Annotated in this window: 19 protein-coding genes and 1 tRNA gene; 9 read left to right on the plus strand and 11 right to left on the minus strand. The window is 40.5% G+C overall.

What is annotated here, in order from left to right; translation table 11 throughout:
• Positions 1-53 precede the first annotated feature (53 nt).
• The 5 genes from pyrG (at position 54) to WKF66_RS14595 (ending at position 8,940) form a co-directional block, all read left to right on the plus strand.
• Entirely contained in the window at positions 54-1,667 is a 1,614-nt protein-coding gene (gene pyrG, locus WKF66_RS14575; RefSeq protein WP_489675200.1) for a CTP synthase, read from the plus strand.
• A 20-nt stretch (positions 1,668-1,687) separates the two neighbouring features.
• A complete protein-coding gene (gene yidC, locus WKF66_RS14580) occupies positions 1,688-3,481 on the plus strand; it encodes a membrane protein insertase YidC (protein ID WP_489675201.1) in 1,794 nt (597 codons plus the stop codon).
• A gap of 153 nt (positions 3,482-3,634) precedes the next feature.
• Positions 3,635-6,478: a S9 family peptidase gene (locus tag WKF66_RS14585; RefSeq protein WP_489675202.1), complete on the plus strand. Its 2,844-nt coding sequence runs from the start codon at positions 3,635-3,637 to the stop codon at positions 6,476-6,478.
• A complete protein-coding gene (locus tag WKF66_RS14590; RefSeq protein WP_489675203.1) occupies positions 6,479-7,639 on the plus strand; it encodes a M14 family zinc carboxypeptidase in 1,161 nt (386 codons plus the stop codon).
• 29 nt (positions 7,640-7,668) lie between these two features.
• Positions 7,669-8,940 (plus strand): nucleoside recognition domain-containing protein, encoded by a 1,272-nt coding sequence (locus tag WKF66_RS14595; RefSeq protein ID WP_489675204.1) that lies wholly within the window; start codon positions 7,669-7,671, stop codon positions 8,938-8,940.
• Here WKF66_RS14595 and WKF66_RS14600 read toward each other — a convergent pair whose 3' ends face one another.
• Entirely contained in the window at positions 8,941-9,186 is a 246-nt protein-coding gene (locus WKF66_RS14600; protein WP_489675205.1) for a hypothetical protein, read from the minus strand.
• A 99-nt stretch (positions 9,187-9,285) separates the two neighbouring features.
• Here WKF66_RS14600 and WKF66_RS14605 point away from each other — a divergent pair, with 99 nt between their 5' ends.
• Positions 9,286-9,690, plus strand: coding sequence for an OsmC family protein (locus WKF66_RS14605; protein ID WP_489675206.1), 405 nt, complete (start codon positions 9,286-9,288; stop codon positions 9,688-9,690).
• A 58-nt stretch (positions 9,691-9,748) separates the two neighbouring features.
• Here WKF66_RS14605 and WKF66_RS14610 read toward each other — a convergent pair whose 3' ends face one another.
• Complete coding sequence (locus WKF66_RS14610; RefSeq protein ID WP_489675207.1) at positions 9,749-10,111, minus strand: response regulator; 363 nt, start codon at positions 10,109-10,111, stop codon at positions 9,749-9,751.
• Between the two features lie 127 nt (positions 10,112-10,238).
• Between WKF66_RS14610 and WKF66_RS14615 the strand changes: the two genes are divergently transcribed.
• Both WKF66_RS14615 and WKF66_RS14620 read left to right on the plus strand, forming a co-directional pair.
• Complete coding sequence (locus WKF66_RS14615; protein ID WP_489675208.1) at positions 10,239-11,609, plus strand: exonuclease domain-containing protein; 1,371 nt, start codon at positions 10,239-10,241, stop codon at positions 11,607-11,609.
• 51 nt (positions 11,610-11,660) lie between these two features.
• A tRNA-Arg gene (locus tag WKF66_RS14620) sits at positions 11,661-11,734 on the plus strand.
• 242 nt (positions 11,735-11,976) lie between these two features.
• On the opposite strand, the gene WKF66_RS14625 is transcribed toward WKF66_RS14620, so the two are convergent.
• Both WKF66_RS14625 and WKF66_RS14630 read right to left on the minus strand, forming a co-directional pair.
• Positions 11,977-12,432, minus strand: coding sequence for a JAB domain-containing protein (locus WKF66_RS14625; RefSeq protein WP_489675209.1), 456 nt, complete (start codon positions 12,430-12,432; stop codon positions 11,977-11,979).
• A gap of 229 nt (positions 12,433-12,661) precedes the next feature.
• The gene (locus tag WKF66_RS14630; RefSeq protein ID WP_489675210.1) at positions 12,662-13,030 is read right to left on the minus strand and encodes a hypothetical protein; all 369 of its coding nucleotides are present in this window, start codon (positions 13,028-13,030) and stop codon (positions 12,662-12,664) included.
• A gap of 353 nt (positions 13,031-13,383) precedes the next feature.
• On the opposite strand from WKF66_RS14630, the gene WKF66_RS14635 reads away from it, so the two are divergent.
• Positions 13,384-13,863: a hypothetical protein gene (locus WKF66_RS14635; protein WP_489675211.1), complete on the plus strand. Its 480-nt coding sequence runs from the start codon at positions 13,384-13,386 to the stop codon at positions 13,861-13,863.
• Between the two features lie 422 nt (positions 13,864-14,285).
• Here WKF66_RS14635 and WKF66_RS14640 read toward each other — a convergent pair whose 3' ends face one another.
• The 7 genes from WKF66_RS14640 to WKF66_RS14670 all read right to left on the minus strand — a co-directional run bounded on the left by WKF66_RS14640 (position 14,286) and on the right by WKF66_RS14670 (position 19,226).
• Complete coding sequence (locus WKF66_RS14640) at positions 14,286-14,411, minus strand: DUF6717 family protein (protein WP_489675212.1); 126 nt, start codon at positions 14,409-14,411, stop codon at positions 14,286-14,288.
• Positions 14,412-14,478: 67 nt separating this feature from the next.
• Positions 14,479-15,228: a hypothetical protein gene (locus WKF66_RS14645; RefSeq protein ID WP_489675213.1), complete on the minus strand. Its 750-nt coding sequence runs from the start codon at positions 15,226-15,228 to the stop codon at positions 14,479-14,481.
• A complete protein-coding gene (locus tag WKF66_RS14650; RefSeq protein WP_489675214.1) occupies positions 15,228-15,611 on the minus strand; it encodes a hypothetical protein in 384 nt (127 codons plus the stop codon). Before WKF66_RS14650 ends, WKF66_RS14645 begins: the two co-directional genes overlap by 1 nt.
• A 584-nt stretch (positions 15,612-16,195) precedes the next feature.
• A complete protein-coding gene (locus WKF66_RS14655) occupies positions 16,196-17,026 on the minus strand; it encodes an SOS response-associated peptidase (protein ID WP_489675215.1) in 831 nt (276 codons plus the stop codon).
• 110 nt (positions 17,027-17,136) lie between these two features.
• The gene (locus tag WKF66_RS14660; protein ID WP_489675216.1) at positions 17,137-17,514 is read right to left on the minus strand and encodes a hypothetical protein; all 378 of its coding nucleotides are present in this window, start codon (positions 17,512-17,514) and stop codon (positions 17,137-17,139) included.
• A gap of 1 nt (position 17,515) precedes the next feature.
• Positions 17,516-18,793 carry a Y-family DNA polymerase gene (locus WKF66_RS14665; RefSeq protein ID WP_489675217.1) on the minus strand — a complete coding sequence of 426 codons (1,278 nt, stop codon included), beginning with the start codon at positions 18,791-18,793 and terminating at the stop codon, positions 17,516-17,518.
• Complete coding sequence (locus WKF66_RS14670; protein WP_489675218.1) at positions 18,756-19,226, minus strand: LexA family protein; 471 nt, start codon at positions 19,224-19,226, stop codon at positions 18,756-18,758. The genes WKF66_RS14665 and WKF66_RS14670 overlap by 38 nt, the downstream gene beginning before the upstream one ends.
• Positions 19,227-19,303: the final 77 nt, after the last annotated feature.

Raw genomic sequence — 19,303 nt, forward strand, 5'->3', positions numbered from 1 at the left:
AAAAACAATAAAGTCTGTGTTTCAACACATGCTTTATATCACAAACTCACAACATGACTAAGTATATTTTTGTTACGGGCGGTGTTACTTCCTCTTTAGGTAAGGGCATCATCTCCGCTTCATTAGCTAAACTTCTACAAGCAAGAGGTTACAGTGTAACCATCCAAAAGTTCGATCCTTACATTAACATTGATCCAGGAACGTTAAATCCTTACGAACACGGCGAGTGCTATGTAACTGAAGACGGTGCGGAAACAGATCTGGATCTTGGTCATTATGAACGTTTTTTAAACGTACCTACTTCGCAGGCAAACAACATAACCACCGGAAGAATCTACCAAAATGTAATTAATAAAGAACGTCTTGGTGAGTACCTCGGGAAAACTGTACAGGTTGTTCCGCATATCACAGATGAAATTAAAAGGAACATGCGCATCCTTGGTGAAAGCGGTAAGTATGATATTGTTATCACTGAGCTTGGAGGAACTGTAGGCGATATTGAGTCCTTACCTTTCATTGAGGCTGTTCGTCAGTTTAAATGGGAAGAAGGCGCAAATAACGCTATAGTAATACATCTAACACTAATTCCTTTCCTTGCAGCAGCAGGAGAACTAAAGACTAAACCTACTCAACACTCGGTTAAGGCATTGCTGGAGTATGGTATTCAACCGGATATTTTAGTGTGCCGTACAGAGCACCATATTAACCAGGACATCCGCAAAAAGATAGCACTGTTTTGTAACGTAAATGTAAATGCTGTCATCGAATCGATTGATGCATCAACGATATATGATGTGCCCTTATTGATGATGAAAGAGCAACTTGATAAAACGGTACTAAGTAAACTGAAACTTGCCCAGAAAGAGCCGGACATGGAAAGCTGGAAAGATTTTCTCGGTCGACTAAAGAATCCAATATCTGATGTGGTCATCGGTGTTGTAGGTAAATATGTTGAATTGCCAGATGCTTACAAATCCATCACCGAATCGTTTGTGCATGCTGGTGCAAGAAATGAATGTAAAGTTAGAGTAGAATATATCCACTCTGAAGGCGTATATCCTGACAATGTTAAAGAGAAGTTAGGTCATCTTGACGGCCTCTTAGTTGCCCCAGGATTTGGTAGCAGAGGCATTGAAGGAAAAATTGATGCCATTAAGTATGTCCGTGAAAACAATATTCCTTTCTTTGGTATTTGCCTCGGAATGCAATGTGCGGTGATTGAGTTCGGGCGTAATGTTTTAGGACTTAACGCAGCAAATACGACTGAAATTGATGAGAACACTGAGAATCCGGTGATCAATATGATGGAAGAGCAGAAAAATGTAACCAGCAAAGGCGGTACAATGAGACTAGGTGCTTACGCCTGCGACCTTAAGAAAGGGACTAAGGCTTTCGCTGCTTATGGTAAACCTCACATTACTGAAAGGCACAGGCATCGTTATGAATTCAACAATGCCTACCTGGATCGTTACGAGGAAGCCGGAATGATCGCTTCCGGAGTCAATCCTGAAAGCAAGCTTGTCGAAATCGTAGAGCTTAAGAACCACCCATTCTTTGTGGGTGGACAATTTCACCCTGAATTAAAATCAACTGTTGCTAATCCTCACCCACTTTTTGTTAAATTTGTCGCCGCTGCGGTTGAGTTTACGAAAAAGAAAATTAAATAATACGCGTTTAAATAACAATAATGGATAGAAATACTTTTACAGGACTGTTCCTGATCATGATCGTTCTGGCAGGTTCGTTCTACTTTTTCAAGCCTTCTGAAGCCGAAATTAAAAAGGAGAAAGAGAGAATTGCTGCAGATTCAGTTAAATCTGGAAGTACAAACACAACACCAGCTCCAATTGCCCAAATAGCAACTCCTACAATCGACTCTGCTGCACTTAAAGGTCCTTTTGGGAACAGCATCTCAGGAACCGAAGCATCGTCTGTGCTTGAGAATGAAAGCTTAAAAATCACGTTCAGCAATAAAGGTGGCAAGATCGTTTCTGTACAAGTAAAAGGGCAGAAGACTTACGATGGTAAGCCCGTCATCTTATTTGATGGAACTCAAAACAAGTTCGGTCTAAACCTTAATGTAGGTGGGAAAATGGTAAATACGAACGACCTGTTTTTCGTAGCTACTAAAACTGGTTCTACTTTAAGTATGAAAGCGAACTATTTAGCTGAAAAGTACATAGCATTTAATTATGACTTAAAACCGAACAGTAGTAACGTTGCAATGAACATTGTCCTCAACGGAATGAACCAGATTATTCAAGGCAATTCTGTCTTGTTAAATTGGGAAACCACTTTACTGGAACAAGAAAAGTTAATCGAAAATGAGCAACGCTATTCAGCACCTTATTACAAGTATATTGATAAAGATCCCGACCATCTGAACGTAGCAAAAGATGAGAAGGAAGAGTTAAAAGAAGGCAAGGTTGAATGGTTTTCCTTTAAACAACACTTCTTTTCTGCAGTGCTTATTCCTGAAACTCCGTTTAATAGTGGTGATCTTGAAGTTAAAGTAAGTACTAAGCCGGGTGAAGTTAAATGGTATGCTGCCAACATGCAGTTACAATTCAACCAGCTTGCCGCACAAACTTATCCGATGAAGTTTTATTTCGGAACTAATAAGTTTTCAACTCTTAAAGATCAGGGTCATGAGATAGAAAAGCAAGTAGACATGGGCTACTGGCCATTGAAGTACATAAACAGATTTGTTGTTTTACCTGTATTCAATTGGTTGGAAAGTTTCAACTGGAGCTACGGTTTAATCATACTTCTATTGACAGTAGCCCTTAAATTGGTCATGTCTCCCCTAACCTACAAATCATATTTGTCTATGGCTAAGATGAGAATCCTTAAGCCGGAAATGGATGTGATCAAAGCTAAAGTCGGAGATGATAACCCTACCCTATTGCAACAGGAATACTTGAAGCTGTACAAGCAAGTCGGTGTAAATCCAATTGGAGGTTGTCTTCCCATGCTACTACAACTGCCTTTTGTAATGGCCTTTTTCTTCTTCTTTCCCAACCTATTTGAACTACGTGGAGAGAGTTTCTTATGGATGAAAGATTTGTCAACGTATGACGACTTCATCAAGTTTGGTGTTAACATTCCATTCATTGGAAACCACTTAAGTTTGATGTGTATCCTGATGACCATTTCTACACTAATCTATACCTATTTCAATAATCAGATTTCGGGTGCAACAGGCCAAATGAAATACATTGGTTATATCATGCCAATCGTTTTCCTTGGTGTACTTAACAGTTACCCTTCAGGCTTAAATTATTACTACTTCCTTGCAAATATGTTAACGTTTGCACAGCAGTTTTTAATCAAGTCAATGGTAGATGATGAAAAGATTCACAAGACTCTGCAGGATAACAAGACTAAACCTGTGGAACTGAAGAAGAAGTCGAAGTTTCAAACAAGATTAGACGATTATATGCGTCAGCAAAACCAGTTGAAGCAGAAAAAAGACAACTAGTATTCTTAATAATATTAAAAGCATCCTTCGGGATGCTTTTTTTTTGCTTAAACTTCTGCTTTATATGTAAAATTTGGCATACAAATTAAAACTTCGCTTTTTTTTTCCAATTTTTATAGCCGACAACTAGCAAACCAACAGAACCATCCATTTATGAAGAAAATACTTATAATAGCCTTGCTGCTCATTACAGGCACAGCCTATAGTCAGAAAAAGCCCTTAAATCATACTGTTTACGATACTTGGGAAGCTGTTTCTACTAAACAACTATCCAACAATGGCCAATGGGCATCTTATATAATTGCGCAACAGGAAGGGAACAACACGCTCTATTTTTACAACACATCCACAGGTGCAAAGGTCGTAATTCCCAGAGCCGAGGGTGTTCAATTCAGCGCTGACTCTAAGTACGCTGCTTTTAGCATCAAGCCTTTGTATTCAGATATGCGTTTGGCTAAAATAAAGAAGAAGAAGCCAGATGATATGCCTAAAGACTCCTTGGGAATCATCAATCTAACTTCCCTCGCTGTTACCAAAGTGCCAAGAGTAAAATCACTCAAATTTCCGGAGCAAGGGCTTCCAATCATCGCTTACCAACTGGAGAAGCCAATATCAGATACCAGCAAAACCGCAAAGCCCGCTGCGACGGCCAGTCCAAAAACAGATGAGGACCGTTTTTTTGCTGAAGAAGATCCAGGTAAGGCGAAGCCCGAAGGAACTGAGCTGGTTGCAAAGAATTTGATAACCGGTGTAGAATGGAAGTTCAAGTATGTAAATGAATACGCTTTCAGCAAAAATGGAAAGCAATTGGCTTATGCAACAACCGCCGCCAAGAAAGACAAAGCAGCTCTGGTCGGCGTCTACCTTTTCAATATTGAAAAAGGCAGTACCAAGACGCTTACAAAAGGACCTGGCAACTTCAAGAGCCTTACCTTTACAGAGGATGGTGATTCCTTTGTGTTCCTCGGAGAAAAAAGTCCGGAGAAAACCGAAATAAAAGACTTCAATGTTTACTATCATTCGAACTCACTTGATACTGCACAGGTGTTAGTGGACAATGCTGTTTCGGGGATGCCTTCAAAATGGGTAGTGAGCGGCGATGGAAAATTAAACTTTAGTAAAGATGGAAAGCGTTTGTTCTTTGGTATTGCTCCCATCAGGATACCAAAAGATACGACACTGGTAGAGTTTGAGAATGCAAAGCTTGACGTATGGGGATATAAAGACGATTATCTTCAGCCAATGCAGCTTAAAAACGCTGATCGCGAAGGCAAGAAGTCATACCTTACCGCTATTGAAATTTATACCAGTGACGTCAAAGTAGTTCCGCTAACCGACCAAAAGCTGCCTGATGCGGCATTAATAGACGAAGGAAACTTAAGTTTCGTATTGGCTTCTACTGATTATGGTAACAGAATCCCAGCACAATGGACCGCTGAAACGCTGAAAGACTATTATTTGATTGATACCAAAACTGGGGCTAGAAAGAAGATATTGGAATCCCTTGCAGGCAATGCGATGGCTTCGCCAAAGGGAAAGTATATCCTTTATTTTGAAAAGACAAAAGGCGAATGGTATAGCTATAATGTAGCTACAGCGGTCAAAACTCAGTTAACGAATAATACAAATGTGAAGTTTGTGGACGAGGATAATGATGTTCCCGATACGCCTTCCCCCTATGGTATTGCCGGTTGGACGGAAGACGATAAAGCTGTACTTATTTACGACAAATACGACATCTGGGAGTTCTCACCGGAGAACAAATATCCTGCAAAGAATATCACGAATGGATATGGACGCACAAATAAAATCACCTTTAGATATGAGCAAGTGGACCCGGAAAGTCGTTTTTTCGCTAAAAAAGAACTTGTATGGCTAAATGCTTTTAACAACGTTACTAAGGAAACAGGGTATTTTAAAAAGAACATTGCTGACACTAAGAATCCTGAACTGATCACTATGCAGCCCTTCCGGTATTCTAGATTGATCAAGGCGAAAAATGAGAATAAATACCTGTACGATAAAGGTAATTATATCAATTCACCTAACGTTTACACCTCGTCAGACTTAAAAGCGGAATCTAAATTAAGCAATACTAATCCACAACAGAACACGTACAACTGGGGCACTGCCGAACTTGTCAAATGGACTACACCTAAAGGCTATAAATCTGAAGGTATTCTTTACAAGCCAGAAAACTTTGACCCAAATAAAAAATACCCGATGATTGTTTACTTTTATGAGAAACTCTCAGACGGTCTCTATGCCTACCAACCGCCCGCACCGACTCCATCCCGGTTAAATATTCCCTATTTCGTGAGCAACGGTTATCTGGTGTTCGCACCAGATATCAGCTACGAGAACGGCTATCCCGGACGGTCCGCAGAAGAGTTTATTAACTCAGGAGTGGAATCCCTAAAACTCAACGCATGGGTTGACGGTACAAAAATAGGATTGCAAGGGCAAAGTTGGGGAGGATATCAGGTGGCACATTTGATCACCAGAACAAATAGGTATGCAGCCGCCTGGGCGGGAGCGCCGGTAGTAAACATGACTTCAGCCTACGGTGGTATCAGGTGGGAAACCGGCATGAACAGGCAGTTTCAATATGAGAAGACGCAAAGCAGAATCGGAGCAACACTCTGGGAAAAACCGGAGTTATATATTGAAAATTCACCGTTGTTTTCCTTACCAAAAGTATCTACACCAGTAGTGATTATGTCTAACGATGCCGATGGAGCAGTGCCATGGTATCAGGGAATTGAAATGTTTACCGGACTTAAGAGATTGGGCAAGCCAGTCTGGTTGCTTAACTATAACAATGAGGCGCACAACCTCGTGCTTCGTCAAAACAGGAAGGACATTCAGATCAGAGAACAACAGTTTTTTGACTATTACCTAAAAGGGGCTAAAGCGCCGGTATGGATGGTCGGTGGTATTCCGGCAATAGACAAAGGAAGAACATGGGGCTTTGATCTGACAGAGGAAAAGCCTTAAATGAATTTTGATTCTTTACTTCTAAATTACGCTGCATTTATAGAATCGGCCATTACTGATCGCTTCGTAAAGCATAATGTAGTGGAGCAACTTCTTGAACAACTGCCTTCAGACTTCAGGGTAGAAACTAAAGGATACTCAGAAGAAGGCCGTTCTCTCAACCTGGTCACATGGGGCAGAGGAAAATGTAAGATCTTTTTATGGAGCCAGATGCATGGAAACGAAGCAACTGGCACCATGTCCCTCTTTGATCTGATCAATTTTCTCAAAGACCCTGCCCAACAAGAGACGGCAGACACTATTGCTGACGAATGTACGCTGTATATGCTTCCAATGGTCAACCCTGACGGAGCAGAACGGTTTATTCGACGAAATGCTAATCAGATAGACATAAACAGAGATTTCATCGATACCTTAACTAAAGAAGCCAAAGTATTACGGAACCTAAGGGATGAGATCAACCCTGACTACGCATTCAATCTCCACGATCAGGATACACTCTGGAGCGTACAAGGCTCGTTGAAATCTGCGACACTCTCCTACCTGGCGCCTTCTTATGACGAAAATAGCTCTGTGAACGAGACCCGGACGAGGGCAATGCAGGTAGTCGCCGATATCTTTGAAACGCTAACGAACTTCTTACCCGGTCGAATCGGACTTTTCCAAGATGAGTTCGAACCACGGGCCTTCGGCGATAATTTTCAACTCGCCGGAACCTCTACTCTTCTTCTGGAATCCGGAGGTTTTAAAGAAGATGATGAAAAACAAGAGATCAGAAAGTACTTTTTCATATCTATCCTGAAAGGACTACTTTCTATTGCCACTGGATCTTTCAAAGAAAAGAATGTAGTGCAATACCAGGATATCCCAAAGAACAATAAGCAGATATTCCATGTTTTGATCCAAAACGTAGCAGTCAATGGTCTAACTACCAGTATAGGCTTAAATTATGAAGACGCCTTTAATCCGTCTGATCTTACCGTAAAGAGAACATATTACATCAAAGATATCGGCGATTTGCGTTATTGCAATGCTTATACAACGTATGAAGGCTCAAAGCTGACGATAAATGGATTTATATTAATAGATTCGCTGGCAACTTTGGATCTTTTTGAAAAAGATAGAAGAATATTATCATTCTCTTACGGAATCCTAGTCTAATACCTTAATTTAAACCGAAAATACAGCAAATGGCATTAAGTAGAATATGGTCTACCTTTATCATCGTAGCAATCGTAGTTGGCTCGATCAAATGTTTTTTCTTTGGGCAGTCAGACATATTCAACTTAATGATCATAGGGAAAGCGGATGATGCCGGAAACGTTCTTAAAGTTGATGGAGTAATAGAAACCTGCTGGACAGCTGTAAATATCTGTCTGAAATTAATTGGCATAATGGCTCTGTTTATGGGCTTTATGAGCATCGCAGAACGAGCGGGAGGAATTAGATTGCTCTCCAGAATTATTGGGCCTTTCTTTTCCAAGCTCTTCCCAGATATTCCAAAAGGACATCCTGCAACTGGTCACATGGTGATGAACTTCTCTGCCAACTTGTTGGGTCTCGACAATGCAGCCACTCCCTTTGGTCTAAAAGCTATGGAGAGCTTGCAAGAACTCAATCCTAACAAAGAAACGGCCTCGAATGCACAAATCATGTTTCTATGTCTTCATGCTTCAGGCCTTACCCTTATACCTGTTAGCATCATTGCCATACGTGCATCGCTTAACGCAGTGAACCCAACGGATATTTTCATCCCTTGTATGATTGCGACTTTCGTAGCTACAATGGCAGCGATGATTATTGTGTCATTCAAACAAAAAATCAATCTGCTACAACCCGCTATTCTTAGATGGGTGCTAAGCTTATCAATCGTAATAGCCTTGCTCGTTCTGTACCTGGTGAGTTTAAAAACTGCGGAACTTCAGTCGTTCTCTGGAATACTGAGTAATGGTTTACTGCTACTGATTTTCCTTTTGATAGTACTTGGCGGGGTGTATAAAAATATCGATGTGTTCGACGCTTTCATTGATGGAGCAAAAGGTGGGTTCGATACGGCGATCAGAATTATACCTTATCTGGTGGGCATGCTGATCGCCATAAGCTTGTTAAGAACGAGTGGAACATTTGAAATCATAATAAATGGACTTAAATACATTTGCACGGCTTTAGGTGCAGATTCAAGATTTATAGATGGAATCCCTACTGCGCTAATCAGGCCTCTAAGTGGCGGCGGTGCCAGAGGAATGATGGTGGATACAATCACTACCCATGGGGCCGACTCCTTTGCTGGTAGGTTATCAAGTATTTTACAGGGGTCATCAGACACCACGTTTTATGTAGTTGCCGTCTATTTTGGTGCAGTTAACATTAAAAATACGAGGTATGCAATTGGCGCAATGCTTTTGGCAGACCTTGTTGGAGTGTGTACAGCGATCGGGTTGTGTTACCTTTTCTTTGGATAGTTAATTAAGGCTTTCCTGCTTACCCATGGAAAGTTGAGAGATAATGTACTGAAGTACAGAGGGCTCTACTGAAGTGTTTTTAGAGGTTCTCCATGTTGAAGAACTGTCAACCCACACGCAGAATGAGTGATACCCATCTACAATTACAGCGTAGGTCTCGTGGAAATCATCTTGAATCCGCATACAGAACCCATTAATCGGCCTTCCCTGTACATCGAACTGGAAGTTTAGATAATTGCTTAACATATAAAAATTTGGTTAGTCATAACATAACAAATCTGCTTATTAAATGTTTCATTAATATAACGTACAGAATAACATTATGTTAAGCACAAAATCCTATATATGTCGTCAAACAGTATTACTGCAATAACTGAACTTGATAGATCTCACTATCGAACAAAAATTTATTCCGGAGGCCACTTTATTTACTCCGATGAGCCAGAAAGCGTTGGAGGATCTGATGAAGGTATGACCCCTGGAGCGTTGCTGTTAGCGAGTCTTGGAAGTTGCACAGCGATAACGATCCGTATGTATGCTGACCGAAAGCAAATACCTTTAGATGCCATAAAGATCGAACTTGAGATATGTGCTGAAGAAAATATGTCTGCACAAACAAGTATCAACCGAAAAATTGAATTGACTGGCGATCTGAGTTCTGAGCAACACGGTAGACTGATGGAAATCGCAGATAGATGCCCCATTCACAGGATTCTTAGTAACCCCATTAAAATCACGACAATAGCTTAAATAGCACTGTATACTATACAGAACAAGCGATAAAATATATTAATTAGTACAGCCAGGATTAAGCTGCGAATTGGGCTTTAACTTTTTTGATGAGATGATCAATATCGAAGGGCTTGGCCAGAAAATCATCGGGCGAGCCTTTTTCGGTTAAAAGGTTATGTAAATTGTGGCTTGCAGATATCATTACAATAGGAATGTCGCTCAACTTTGCGTCGCCTTTAATAGCCCTGCATATATCTCTGCCATCAATACCTCCGAGCATTACGTCAAGTAATATGAGATCAGGTCTCTGAAGAGATATTGTTTGCATTACCTCACGGCCGTTTGTTAGCGTTGAAACTTCATAACCTTCATCTTCTAGTATGATCTTAATGATGTCAACAATATCGCTGTCATCATCTACCTCTAATATCCTTCTCAACTTTTGCTAATTTCTTGTCTCATTTGTGACCAGACATTAGCTATAAATATGCCAATTGCCATTTTTTTCAAAAGTTTACACTAATACTAATTATATTAGCATCTTTACACCTCAAAAATCTGGGAAGATGTTATACGCAATAGTAGATATTGAAACGACGGGTGGGTTTGCCTCAGGCAACGGGATAACTGAAATTGCCATCATCATTCACAATGGATCGGAGGTGATTGACCGCTATGAGACACTCATTAACCCGATGCAGGAAATACCGCCCCACATTGAGGCACTTACAGGAATAAGTAACGTTATGGTGGAATCTGCACCGACTTTCAGCATGGTTGCTGAGCGAATTCAAGACTTACTTAACGATAAAATCTTTGTTGCTCATAATGTAAATTTTGATTATTCTTTCGTAAGACATCAACTAGCTATAGCAGGCTACGAGCTTCACTGCAAAAAGCTTTGCACAGTACGAATGAGTCGCAAAATCATTCCAGGCCACCGTTCTTACAGCTTAGGAAAACTTTGCAATGATCTAAAGATCCAGCTTAACAACCGACATCGAGCCGGAGGTGATGCGGATGCGACGGCTACCTTACTTCGCCATCTTTTAACTTGTGATTGTGATGGCCATATCAGCACTGCATTAAACAAATTTTCCAAGGATCATATCCTCCCTCCAAATCTCCAGAAGTCAGAAGTCGAGAAGCTGCCCGTAAGCACCGGTATTTACTACTTTAAAGATCAAAAAGGGAAGGTTCTTTATGTTGGTAAAGCAAAGAACTTGCGCAAACGCGTATGCTCTCATTTTACAGGAAATAACACTAGCCGTCAGCGTCAGAACTTTCTAAAAGAAATTCACACGATAGACTTTGAAGAATGTGGTACGGAGTTGATGGCATTCATACTAGAGGCTTCAGAAATTAAGAAGCTCTGGCCCCCATTCAACAGAGCGCTTAAAAGTTTCACGCAAAAGTATGGGCTTTACTCCTTCGAGGATCAAAAAGGTTACATACGACTTGGCATAGATAAATATAAAAAACAGACCGTTGCACTCTATAGCTTTGATACGGTGCTTGAAGGTCATAACTTATTACGGCTCTTGATAAAAGAGCATCTTTTGTGCGAAAAGCTATGTTTTGTACAAACTAACCGCAATGCTTGCACAGGCCATGAAGAAGGGAGATGCGCTGGAGCATGCTTAAATAAAGAATCCGCTGCTTCCTACAATGTGAGGGTAAAGTATGCACTGAATCAGCTAAAATCGATGCTCCCCTCCTACGCCGTTATCGATACAGGAAGAAATGAAGACGAACAGAGTTGCCTGCTTGTTGAAAAAGGCGTCTTTTACGGAATGGGCTACATCTCAAATTATAGTGATGTCAAAGAAGCTGGAGCCTTAAAATCGGCACTACAGCCTTATCAATCAAATGATTACATTTTGCATATGATTTCTTCTTATGTAGAACGGTTTCCAAACAAAAAAATATCCATCTAAGCCTTGCGCATTTACATCCTAACGCCTATATTTGCGCTTCTGAAAAGGAATGCATCCATAGCTCAGCTGGATAGAGCAACGGTTTTCTAAACCGTAGGTCATAGGTTCGAATCCTATTGGGTGTACAAGAGATTTATCTCTTAATTAGAGGCGACGTTGCTCCAGACGTCGCCTTTTTTTGTTTAAAGTCATGTTACGCGGCTTTAAACCCAAGAATCAAAGCTGACACATATCCGAACCCAACTAATCCAAGCCCGTCTTATTTCAGACCATTGTACCTTAACAAATCTTCAGTTGGCGCAATTTTGGCGCGCTGGTTTAAAATTATTTAATTAACTGTGTTGCTAATTTAAAGCATTATTTTGAATTACATGTGTCCGTCTTCCATCATACTCGAATAACCGTCTTTACTTATAATGAGATGGTCGAGCACGCTAATGTCTATAAGGTTTCCTCCTTCCTTCAGCTTTTTAGTTAACAGTAGATCTTGTTGACTCGGATCAAGCTTTTCACTTGGATGGTTGTGTGCTAGGATGAGTGCACTTGCTCCAGCTTTTAAAGCAATTACAAAGATCACCTTGGGGTCGACAACTGTTCCGCTTAACCCACCCATGGATATGTCAACTATCCCTAACACTGAATTTCTTCTGTTAAGTAGAAGCAGTTTGCTCTCTTCTAAGAACCCAATTCTTTCAAGTGACCATTGACGAAGGAAGATATCATAAGCATCCTTAGATGATGTAATAACAGGTCTTTCTGCTAGTTTGTACTTTGGCTTGTAAGTCAGTTGCACCTCGGCAACTTTAAATGTTTTGTGTACCATATGTGATTATATTAATATGGTACTTGGCAAGCTTTCAGGGAAACTAAGTCAAGAAGCAACGCAATAAATAGGTGGTGCGTGAGAGGCTACAGTGAGCGTTTATGGGGGAATTTCTTGAAACGTGTTGAGTTGACAAGCATAAATTTGAAGAGTCATTAATATATATCCTCCTTTCGTATCCGCATTTGCACCAATTTAAAACTCGACAGAGAAGTTAGTTATGGATTGCTCAGGATTGAAAGATATCAAACATTACATTTAAGATTGGAACCCGGAACAGGTATGAAATTAATAGCACAGGAGCTACAATTATGAAGGACTTAGCTTTACCTAGATTACCTTTCCTAAGGTTGATGTAGAAGCTTAGAATTAAAAAGGTTAAGGCAAGAATCAACGGTAACCATTCTGCAATGAAGATTGCAAAAGGTGACTCCAAAATACTGTCAGATGATGCACCGGAGCCATACATACCCCATAAGGTAAGTGGTATGATTAAGATGTAAATGAAAGTTGTGGTTAATAGCGTAGTGATCAACAATATCATTACTTGCCACCATCTAGTTTTGCTTGAGACGACTATTTCAATCTGGGTTTTCATGTTATTAGTTCTCGATGACTTGCTGAGCATCAAATACCAATGTACTTCATTTTCTTTGTATCCACAATTGAACATAAAAACAGTTATGAAGGGCAGGTTTAAATAAGGGATATTGTATGGTTTATATCCCCCCTTTTATAATTTGTCCAACTTATTTATTTTGATGCATGCTTGTTAGTACAAGTCATCATTGATCTACCGTCCTCGTTTATAAGGTAGAGGGGGGTATTTACGGTTTTTTACCTTGTAAACAGAAAGGGAAGCGCACTTGTGGTCGCTTAACGCATTAATAATTAACTTCATGTCCTTTTCAAATTATAATCTAAATTAGCTTAACTAAATAAGACTAACCAATGCTCTATTTTAAAACAGTACCGTTTCCTCACGGTACCAAACAACCAGATGTTGAAAAGGCTCTTAGGAGGTATTCTTTAAAAAGAACCTCTTCATTAGACTTCAAAAGTTCGGCTACTAACGTTGGTACTGATAAGCTTTTCCTTGGCTTAGAAGGTAAGAATTCTTTAAAGTTTACACGCCTTAAAACCTCGTTTGAAGTCTTGCTACCTAAATTAATAATTAGCCTCTCTAAAGATCAAACTACAGCAGCATATAGAATCAGACTAAGCGCAATCCCTTCTGCACTGTGCATTTTGCTATTATTTGGAGTCGTCTCGATTATAATAGGTTTGATAACTGGTAATGCGAAACTAGAAGGTGTCATTTTTGTAGTTGCTATGATTATTGTTTTTACTCTTCTTCTTAAGTTAGAGATTAGACTCTTATTATCAAGAGTTTCAAAGTGCATTAAGATAAGTGACAATACACTTCCTTAAACGCCAAAGGTAATCAATGAAGCTGGTGCACATTTCAAGTTTATGGGGTTATATAATAACTTAACTTACTTTTTTGTGCAGCTGAAGCCAGGCTGTTAAGCCTAGCTGAGTATGGAATCTATCCGTTTTAATCAAAGAAAAGACTTATTAAAGGGTATCACCTTCACATTGGATAACATCATAACGCTCCTACCCATATCCAAACTTCTGTTAATATTACCTATTTAGTACGCTGATACAAAATCTGGGATATTGAAGGGAGGTGCTGTTAAAAAGGTTAGCTGGAGGAAGTAGCTCCATGTCTTTGGTTTAAACGGTAGTACTTCGACGATCATCTAAAACTATCCGCCTTTTAAAAAGAAGAGCAAAATGTAATGTTTCTTCAATGCTTCAGCCTTATCAAAGGAGCGCTTTAAAGCATGTTAATTACAATAGGCCATTGCAAAGATGGAAACCTTACCGAGCTCTTCAATTGAGCCTGACCAGTCAGGCAGATCAATGTACCACCTATCGGATGGTGTTTTATAGAATCTAACTGTACCTATCATGTTGATGTGAAGTTAAATAAAAAGAGCCACACGTATGTGCAGCTTTAAATTGATTCGTGTTTGAGTTTTATTTACACTCATAAGTAAACTTGTATTCTGATGTATTCCCTCCAAATGCACTTGTAACCGATTTTATTTTACCTGAATCATAAGTATAGGTTAAGTTATAAACGGTTTGACCGGAACCTGGTTCATAAATAATGGTAGATGGTAAATTCTTGGATAGCTTACCAATGAATGGCGTAACACGATAGCCGATCTCATCAAAATCTATTACCTCGCCGAACACCCATCCGTAAACGACTTGGTTATTTGTCTCTACATTCCCATAGCTCATACTTATCCATGGTTTACCATTATAATCAGAGGAAGTTAAATTGCCCGTCTGATACTGGATGCTTTGCCTGTCTTCGCCAATACCAACTTCTATTAACTGACCATCCATATTGTATTTGAAATTAAGAGGTTCGTTTCCCTGTGTAACACTAGTAATCCGGCCGTTCACATCAAGGTTATATTGTTCAATATCGCCATTGACCCCTTTCCAGTTCACTTTACCAGCAGAATAAGTGAAAGTCTCAAACTCATTTGACTGTTGTTTGCCGTAGTCAATTCTGGTTATTCTATGGTCACTATCATAAATATAATAGTACTTATCTGTTACTATCTTATTGTTTTCAGAATAAAAATGTTCTACTAATGTCACCTTACATTTTACTTGTCCATCTGGCCAGGGATCGACTATCACTATTGGTTTTTTACAGGATAAAATCGTCATGAGTACTGTAACAGAGAGAATTAATTTTAGCGTTTTCATTATCTTTTTGGTTTAAGGATTGTGTTACCTATTGATTGCGGTGTGGCTGTAATTCTACCGTGCTTTCTTATGGCTGAATAGATATCATCTAAATCTAGCTCATACATCCCTAATCTTAGGTAGCTAGTTTTACCTGCGCCATTCTGATTTAAGGTATAGAACCCCAAGGTACTGTCCATGAGGTCAACTTCCCTTATTAGTACTATGTTACCGTTATTAATGGCTTTTGTATCTAAGTTACGGAATGGACTGTTAGAAACTTCATACAAAGGTCTAAAATAATATTTCACATCCAACCATGGCATATCACCAACATCCAGATGATAAAGTTCGATTTTTGCAACAAACTGCATAGCAGCTTCCACCTCTCTGTTAGTTAGCACTTTGTATGGAGAGGTGGCTTCCGTTCCAGCAATAGTATGATACGCTTCAAGACTTTTAAAGAGAGTGCCCTCGGTAGTAAGTTCCTTAACCGAGTTGATGTTTTGACTGGCCGTTGAGAAGGTAATATTATACTTAGGCTTTCGAGCTCTGAAGCTACTAGCTTCATTGTAATTATTCTTTCTTGTTGATCATTGAGATTTTCAAACATCTGAAGGGCATCCCCCTTGATGGCAACTGTATTAAGAAGTTTTATTGGCATGTTTTAAGAACGATCACTCTCGCCATCCATGAATCGTTTATAGAAGAAGTTGTGTACGTCCTTAGTGTAGCACCCCACCCTAACGCAGTCTTCAATGTTGATGTAGTTTCAATCCTTCATGGTATGTTTAAAGATGGAACGAAGCATTTTGTTATGTATGATGGTTGCGAATTTATCAATAGCCTCCGGGTCCGCTGTAAAATATAGACACAATACTTCCAGTCTTGCCCTTCGATAGCGTTAGTGTCCAGAAGTAGCAGAGTGCTTCTTTGACCAGGTTAGGATATCTTTCATTGCCCGCCTAATGACTAAATTAAGGTTCTTCTACTGCGAATTAAACAAGTCCGGGGCAGGCGGTTGATCCTGGTCCTTCCTGCCTTTACCTTTCTTGGTGGTGTTTTTAAACTTACGTTCCTTCGCCCTTGAAGGCGCTTGTTCCTCAGTGAAAAAACTTTGTTGCCGGGGTTCATCTTCAACCTCTTTCAATAAGCTTAAATCTTTGTTAGGTTTCTCTTTTGTTGATACCGCGTTCACCTTCTTACTCACACGATATCTGTTCATTAAATGATCAGGGTATGGAACACACAAGGCAAGCTTCTCCGCCGCCGACAATCTTTTGTTTAACCACATCATTTCACTGTTCTTCGGAAGAATCACGGGCATTCGCCTGGCTTCGTGGATTTCGCCAACTACCGTATTTGCTGCACAGGTCATAATTCCATAAGTACGATAAATCTCTCCACTCCCGGCGTCTACCCATTCCGTCCAGAGGCCTGCAAAACAAAACAGCTTCCGTTCCGTCAGAAAACGATATGGGCGCTTATCCGATGGAGTGACTTCTTCTGCTTCGTAAAATCCATCCGCAATGACAAGACAGGTATTTCCCTGTAATAGCAGCGGTGCAAATGTTGGTTTATCCAGCACCTCTTCGCTTACAATATTAAAGGACGCGAACTGCGGTACTTTGCTTTCTGCATCTGCTGGAACGATTCCAAAATTCATTCGTTGCACCACATTTGGCTCGTCAGCCGTAACTACAAAGCCAAAGTCAGTAATTGCTATATTTGGATCAGGCTTGTACTCCCCTACTATCGTATAAGCATTCTCCTTTAAAACCTCCTTCTCCTCAGCCGTAAGTGTATATCGCGCGCACATAAATTGAAATTCTTGTAATTAGGTAATCAATTGTTTGAACTAACAAACAACTATAGGTACTTGTTTATTTCCAGCTGTTGAGGCTTCTAAACACGACAACTGGTCGGGCCTCATCGCCTCGTTGCTTTTTGTTGATAGTAAGTGATCACTTTGTTTAGAAATTCCTCTCCCTTGACTTTTAGCTCTGCAATTTCCTTAGTAAACTGCTCCACTTTTTGATCAATAGCTTTGTGGTAGGCTACGTTTCCTCCCCTCGGATCCCGCATGACCATATTCTCCGTTAACGAGCGGACCTCAAATTCTTTCATCTCCTTATTTTGATAGTGCTGCTGAAACTCTTCAGGAGTATACCACCTGCCACTATACTTATTATACAACCATACGCCCTGTATCACCGCCTCTTTAACAATAGGCATAAGCTTAACGAAATCTCCCTTTTTACCGTCTGCGTGACTCAACTGATGAGTCTCTTCATATTCTTTCATCATATCACTTGGCCTGAACTATTATTACGTCTTCGATTCTTGTTGTATACCTGCGGGATAAAAACTCCTGACGCATAAACCACTTTTTTTCGAAACCCATAACGGCATATCGAATGGTGTCTTTGCCTAATGTCGCATTCATGGCGTCGACCGTTTTAATCATTAGCTGTAGCTTCTCGTTGTTTGAACCTGCCTCTGGGGCAAACATGGAGGACTGAACCTGACCTTCAGGCTTTAAGTCTCTAAGCTCTACCCCTACTTTTTGATACCTGTAGCCCTTGACATAAATCATTCTTAAGGCGGAGAGAGCTTCTGTGATGAGCTTACTGGTATCATTAGTGGCAAGCGGCAGTCTGACTATTTGTTCCGCGGAGTAACGGTCTGATACAACGGCGAACTTACTCGTATGGGCATAAACCAGCAGCTTGGCGCAAACCGAGCCTTGGGCACGCAACTTTAACGCCGCATTTGCTACATAAGTGGCTAGCGCTTCTTCCATCGGCTCTAACCGGGTCTCCGGAGTATTGAACGAGCGTGCCGTCGAGATACCTTCCTTATCCGGCCGATCAAATTCCATAGGGATGCACCGTTCTCCTTTCAGCTCTCTATACGTCCGCCTTCCCTGGATAGTCATCAGTTTTAACACATAATCTTCCGGAAGTTGTACGAAGTCATATGCATTATAAACGCCTTCCCGTATCAGCTTAATAGCGTACCTGGGCCCAATTCCCCAGACATCATCAATCTCCGTTCCTTTTAGACCTTTGGTGATCTTTGCCGCAGAGTCCATAACATAAACGCCGGTAGTCGCACTTTGCGTTTTAGCCAGTTTGTTAGCTAACTTTGCCAGGGTTTTAGTTGCTCCGATCCCAATGCAAACCGGAACGCCGGTATATTGAAGAATCTTCGCCCTTAGCTCCACTGCAAGTTTCTCCAGATCATGGTATTTAAACGTACTGAGGTCACAGAAGCATTCATCAATCGAATAAATTTCCTGATCTGGAAACGTCTTGCGAACGATACCCGTGATCCTGCGCATCATATCCTGATATAGAGTGTAGTTTGAAGATCGCCACCAGAGCAATCCTTGCTCCTGCTTTTCTCTCATCTCAAAATATGGCGTGCCCATCTTAATCTTCAGTTCCTGCTTGGCCTCATTGCTTCTGGAAATAGCGCAGCCATCGTTATTACTCAGTACACAGCCGGCCTTTGCCCGGAGCTCCGGTTGAAAGACCCGCTCGGCACTAACGTAGAAGTTGTTCGAATCGATTAATGCGAGCATTGTTCCTCCTTCGTTGATCCAAAACACTATGAGGTACCACTCCCCAAATTTCAAATGGTGTGAGCTCGTTTCGCTCGATGGGTTTGAAGTACTTATTGTCAGGCATCAAATACTCCTTCCCCGACTTCCGGTAATACGATCTTAAAATAAACTCATTTTCAATAATCCCTACTACAATATCACCAAGTCCGGGAGTTAGCGAACGATCCACTACCAGCAAATCGTTGGGATATATTCCGGATCCGATCATGCATTCCCCGGTTACCCTGGCAAAAAAGGTGGCCTCTGGATAGTTAGACACATAGGCATTCAGATCAATACTTGCCTCTTCGTAATCTGCCGCAGGGCTTTCAAAGCCGGCGTGGATGGCTTCTGCGTATAAAGGAATTAACGTTTTTGCAGTTCCCCGTGTAAATATTTTAAGTTCTTCCATAACAACAAATTGTAAGTTACCGCAAATCTATGCTAATTATATTAGTATTATGATAAGATTTTACTAACATAAATAGT

This window comes from Pedobacter sp. (assembly GCF_037719805.1).
Lineage (GTDB): Bacteria > Bacteroidota > Bacteroidia > Sphingobacteriales > Sphingobacteriaceae > Pedobacter.

Coding starts and splice junctions, on each gene's coding strand:
- WKF66_RS14590 (WP_489675203.1), top strand. CDS start 6,479: ATGAATTTTGATTCTTTACTTCTAAATTACGCTGCATTTATAGAATCG.
- WKF66_RS14605 (WP_489675206.1), top strand. CDS start 9,286: ATGTCGTCAAACAGTATTACTGCAATAACTGAACTTGATAGATCTCAC.
- WKF66_RS14625 (WP_489675209.1), bottom strand. CDS start 12,432: ATGGTACACAAAACATTTAAAGTTGCCGAGGTGCAACTGACTTACAAG.
- WKF66_RS14660 (WP_489675216.1), bottom strand. CDS start 17,514: ATGATGAAAGAATATGAAGAGACTCATCAGTTGAGTCACGCAGACGGT.
- yidC (WP_489675201.1), top strand. CDS start 1,688: ATGGATAGAAATACTTTTACAGGACTGTTCCTGATCATGATCGTTCTG.
- WKF66_RS14600 (WP_489675205.1), bottom strand. CDS start 9,186: ATGTTAAGCAATTATCTAAACTTCCAGTTCGATGTACAGGGAAGGCCG.
- pyrG (WP_489675200.1), top strand. CDS start 54: ATGACTAAGTATATTTTTGTTACGGGCGGTGTTACTTCCTCTTTAGGT.
- WKF66_RS14585 (WP_489675202.1), top strand. CDS start 3,635: ATGAAGAAAATACTTATAATAGCCTTGCTGCTCATTACAGGCACAGCC.
- WKF66_RS14615 (WP_489675208.1), top strand. CDS start 10,239: ATGTTATACGCAATAGTAGATATTGAAACGACGGGTGGGTTTGCCTCA.
- WKF66_RS14595 (WP_489675204.1), top strand. CDS start 7,669: ATGGCATTAAGTAGAATATGGTCTACCTTTATCATCGTAGCAATCGTA.
- WKF66_RS14640 (WP_489675212.1), bottom strand. CDS start 14,411: ATGATAGGTACAGTTAGATTCTATAAAACACCATCCGATAGGTGGTAC.
- WKF66_RS14630 (WP_489675210.1), bottom strand. CDS start 13,030: ATGAAAACCCAGATTGAAATAGTCGTCTCAAGCAAAACTAGATGGTGG.
- WKF66_RS14645 (WP_489675213.1), bottom strand. CDS start 15,228: ATGAAAACGCTAAAATTAATTCTCTCTGTTACAGTACTCATGACGATT.
- WKF66_RS14670 (WP_489675218.1), bottom strand. CDS start 19,226: ATGGAAGAACTTAAAATATTTACACGGGGAACTGCAAAAACGTTAATT.
- WKF66_RS14665 (WP_489675217.1), bottom strand. CDS start 18,793: ATGCTCGCATTAATCGATTCGAACAACTTCTACGTTAGTGCCGAGCGG.
- WKF66_RS14635 (WP_489675211.1), top strand. CDS start 13,384: ATGCTCTATTTTAAAACAGTACCGTTTCCTCACGGTACCAAACAACCA.
- WKF66_RS14655 (WP_489675215.1), bottom strand. CDS start 17,026: ATGTGCGCGCGATATACACTTACGGCTGAGGAGAAGGAGGTTTTAAAG.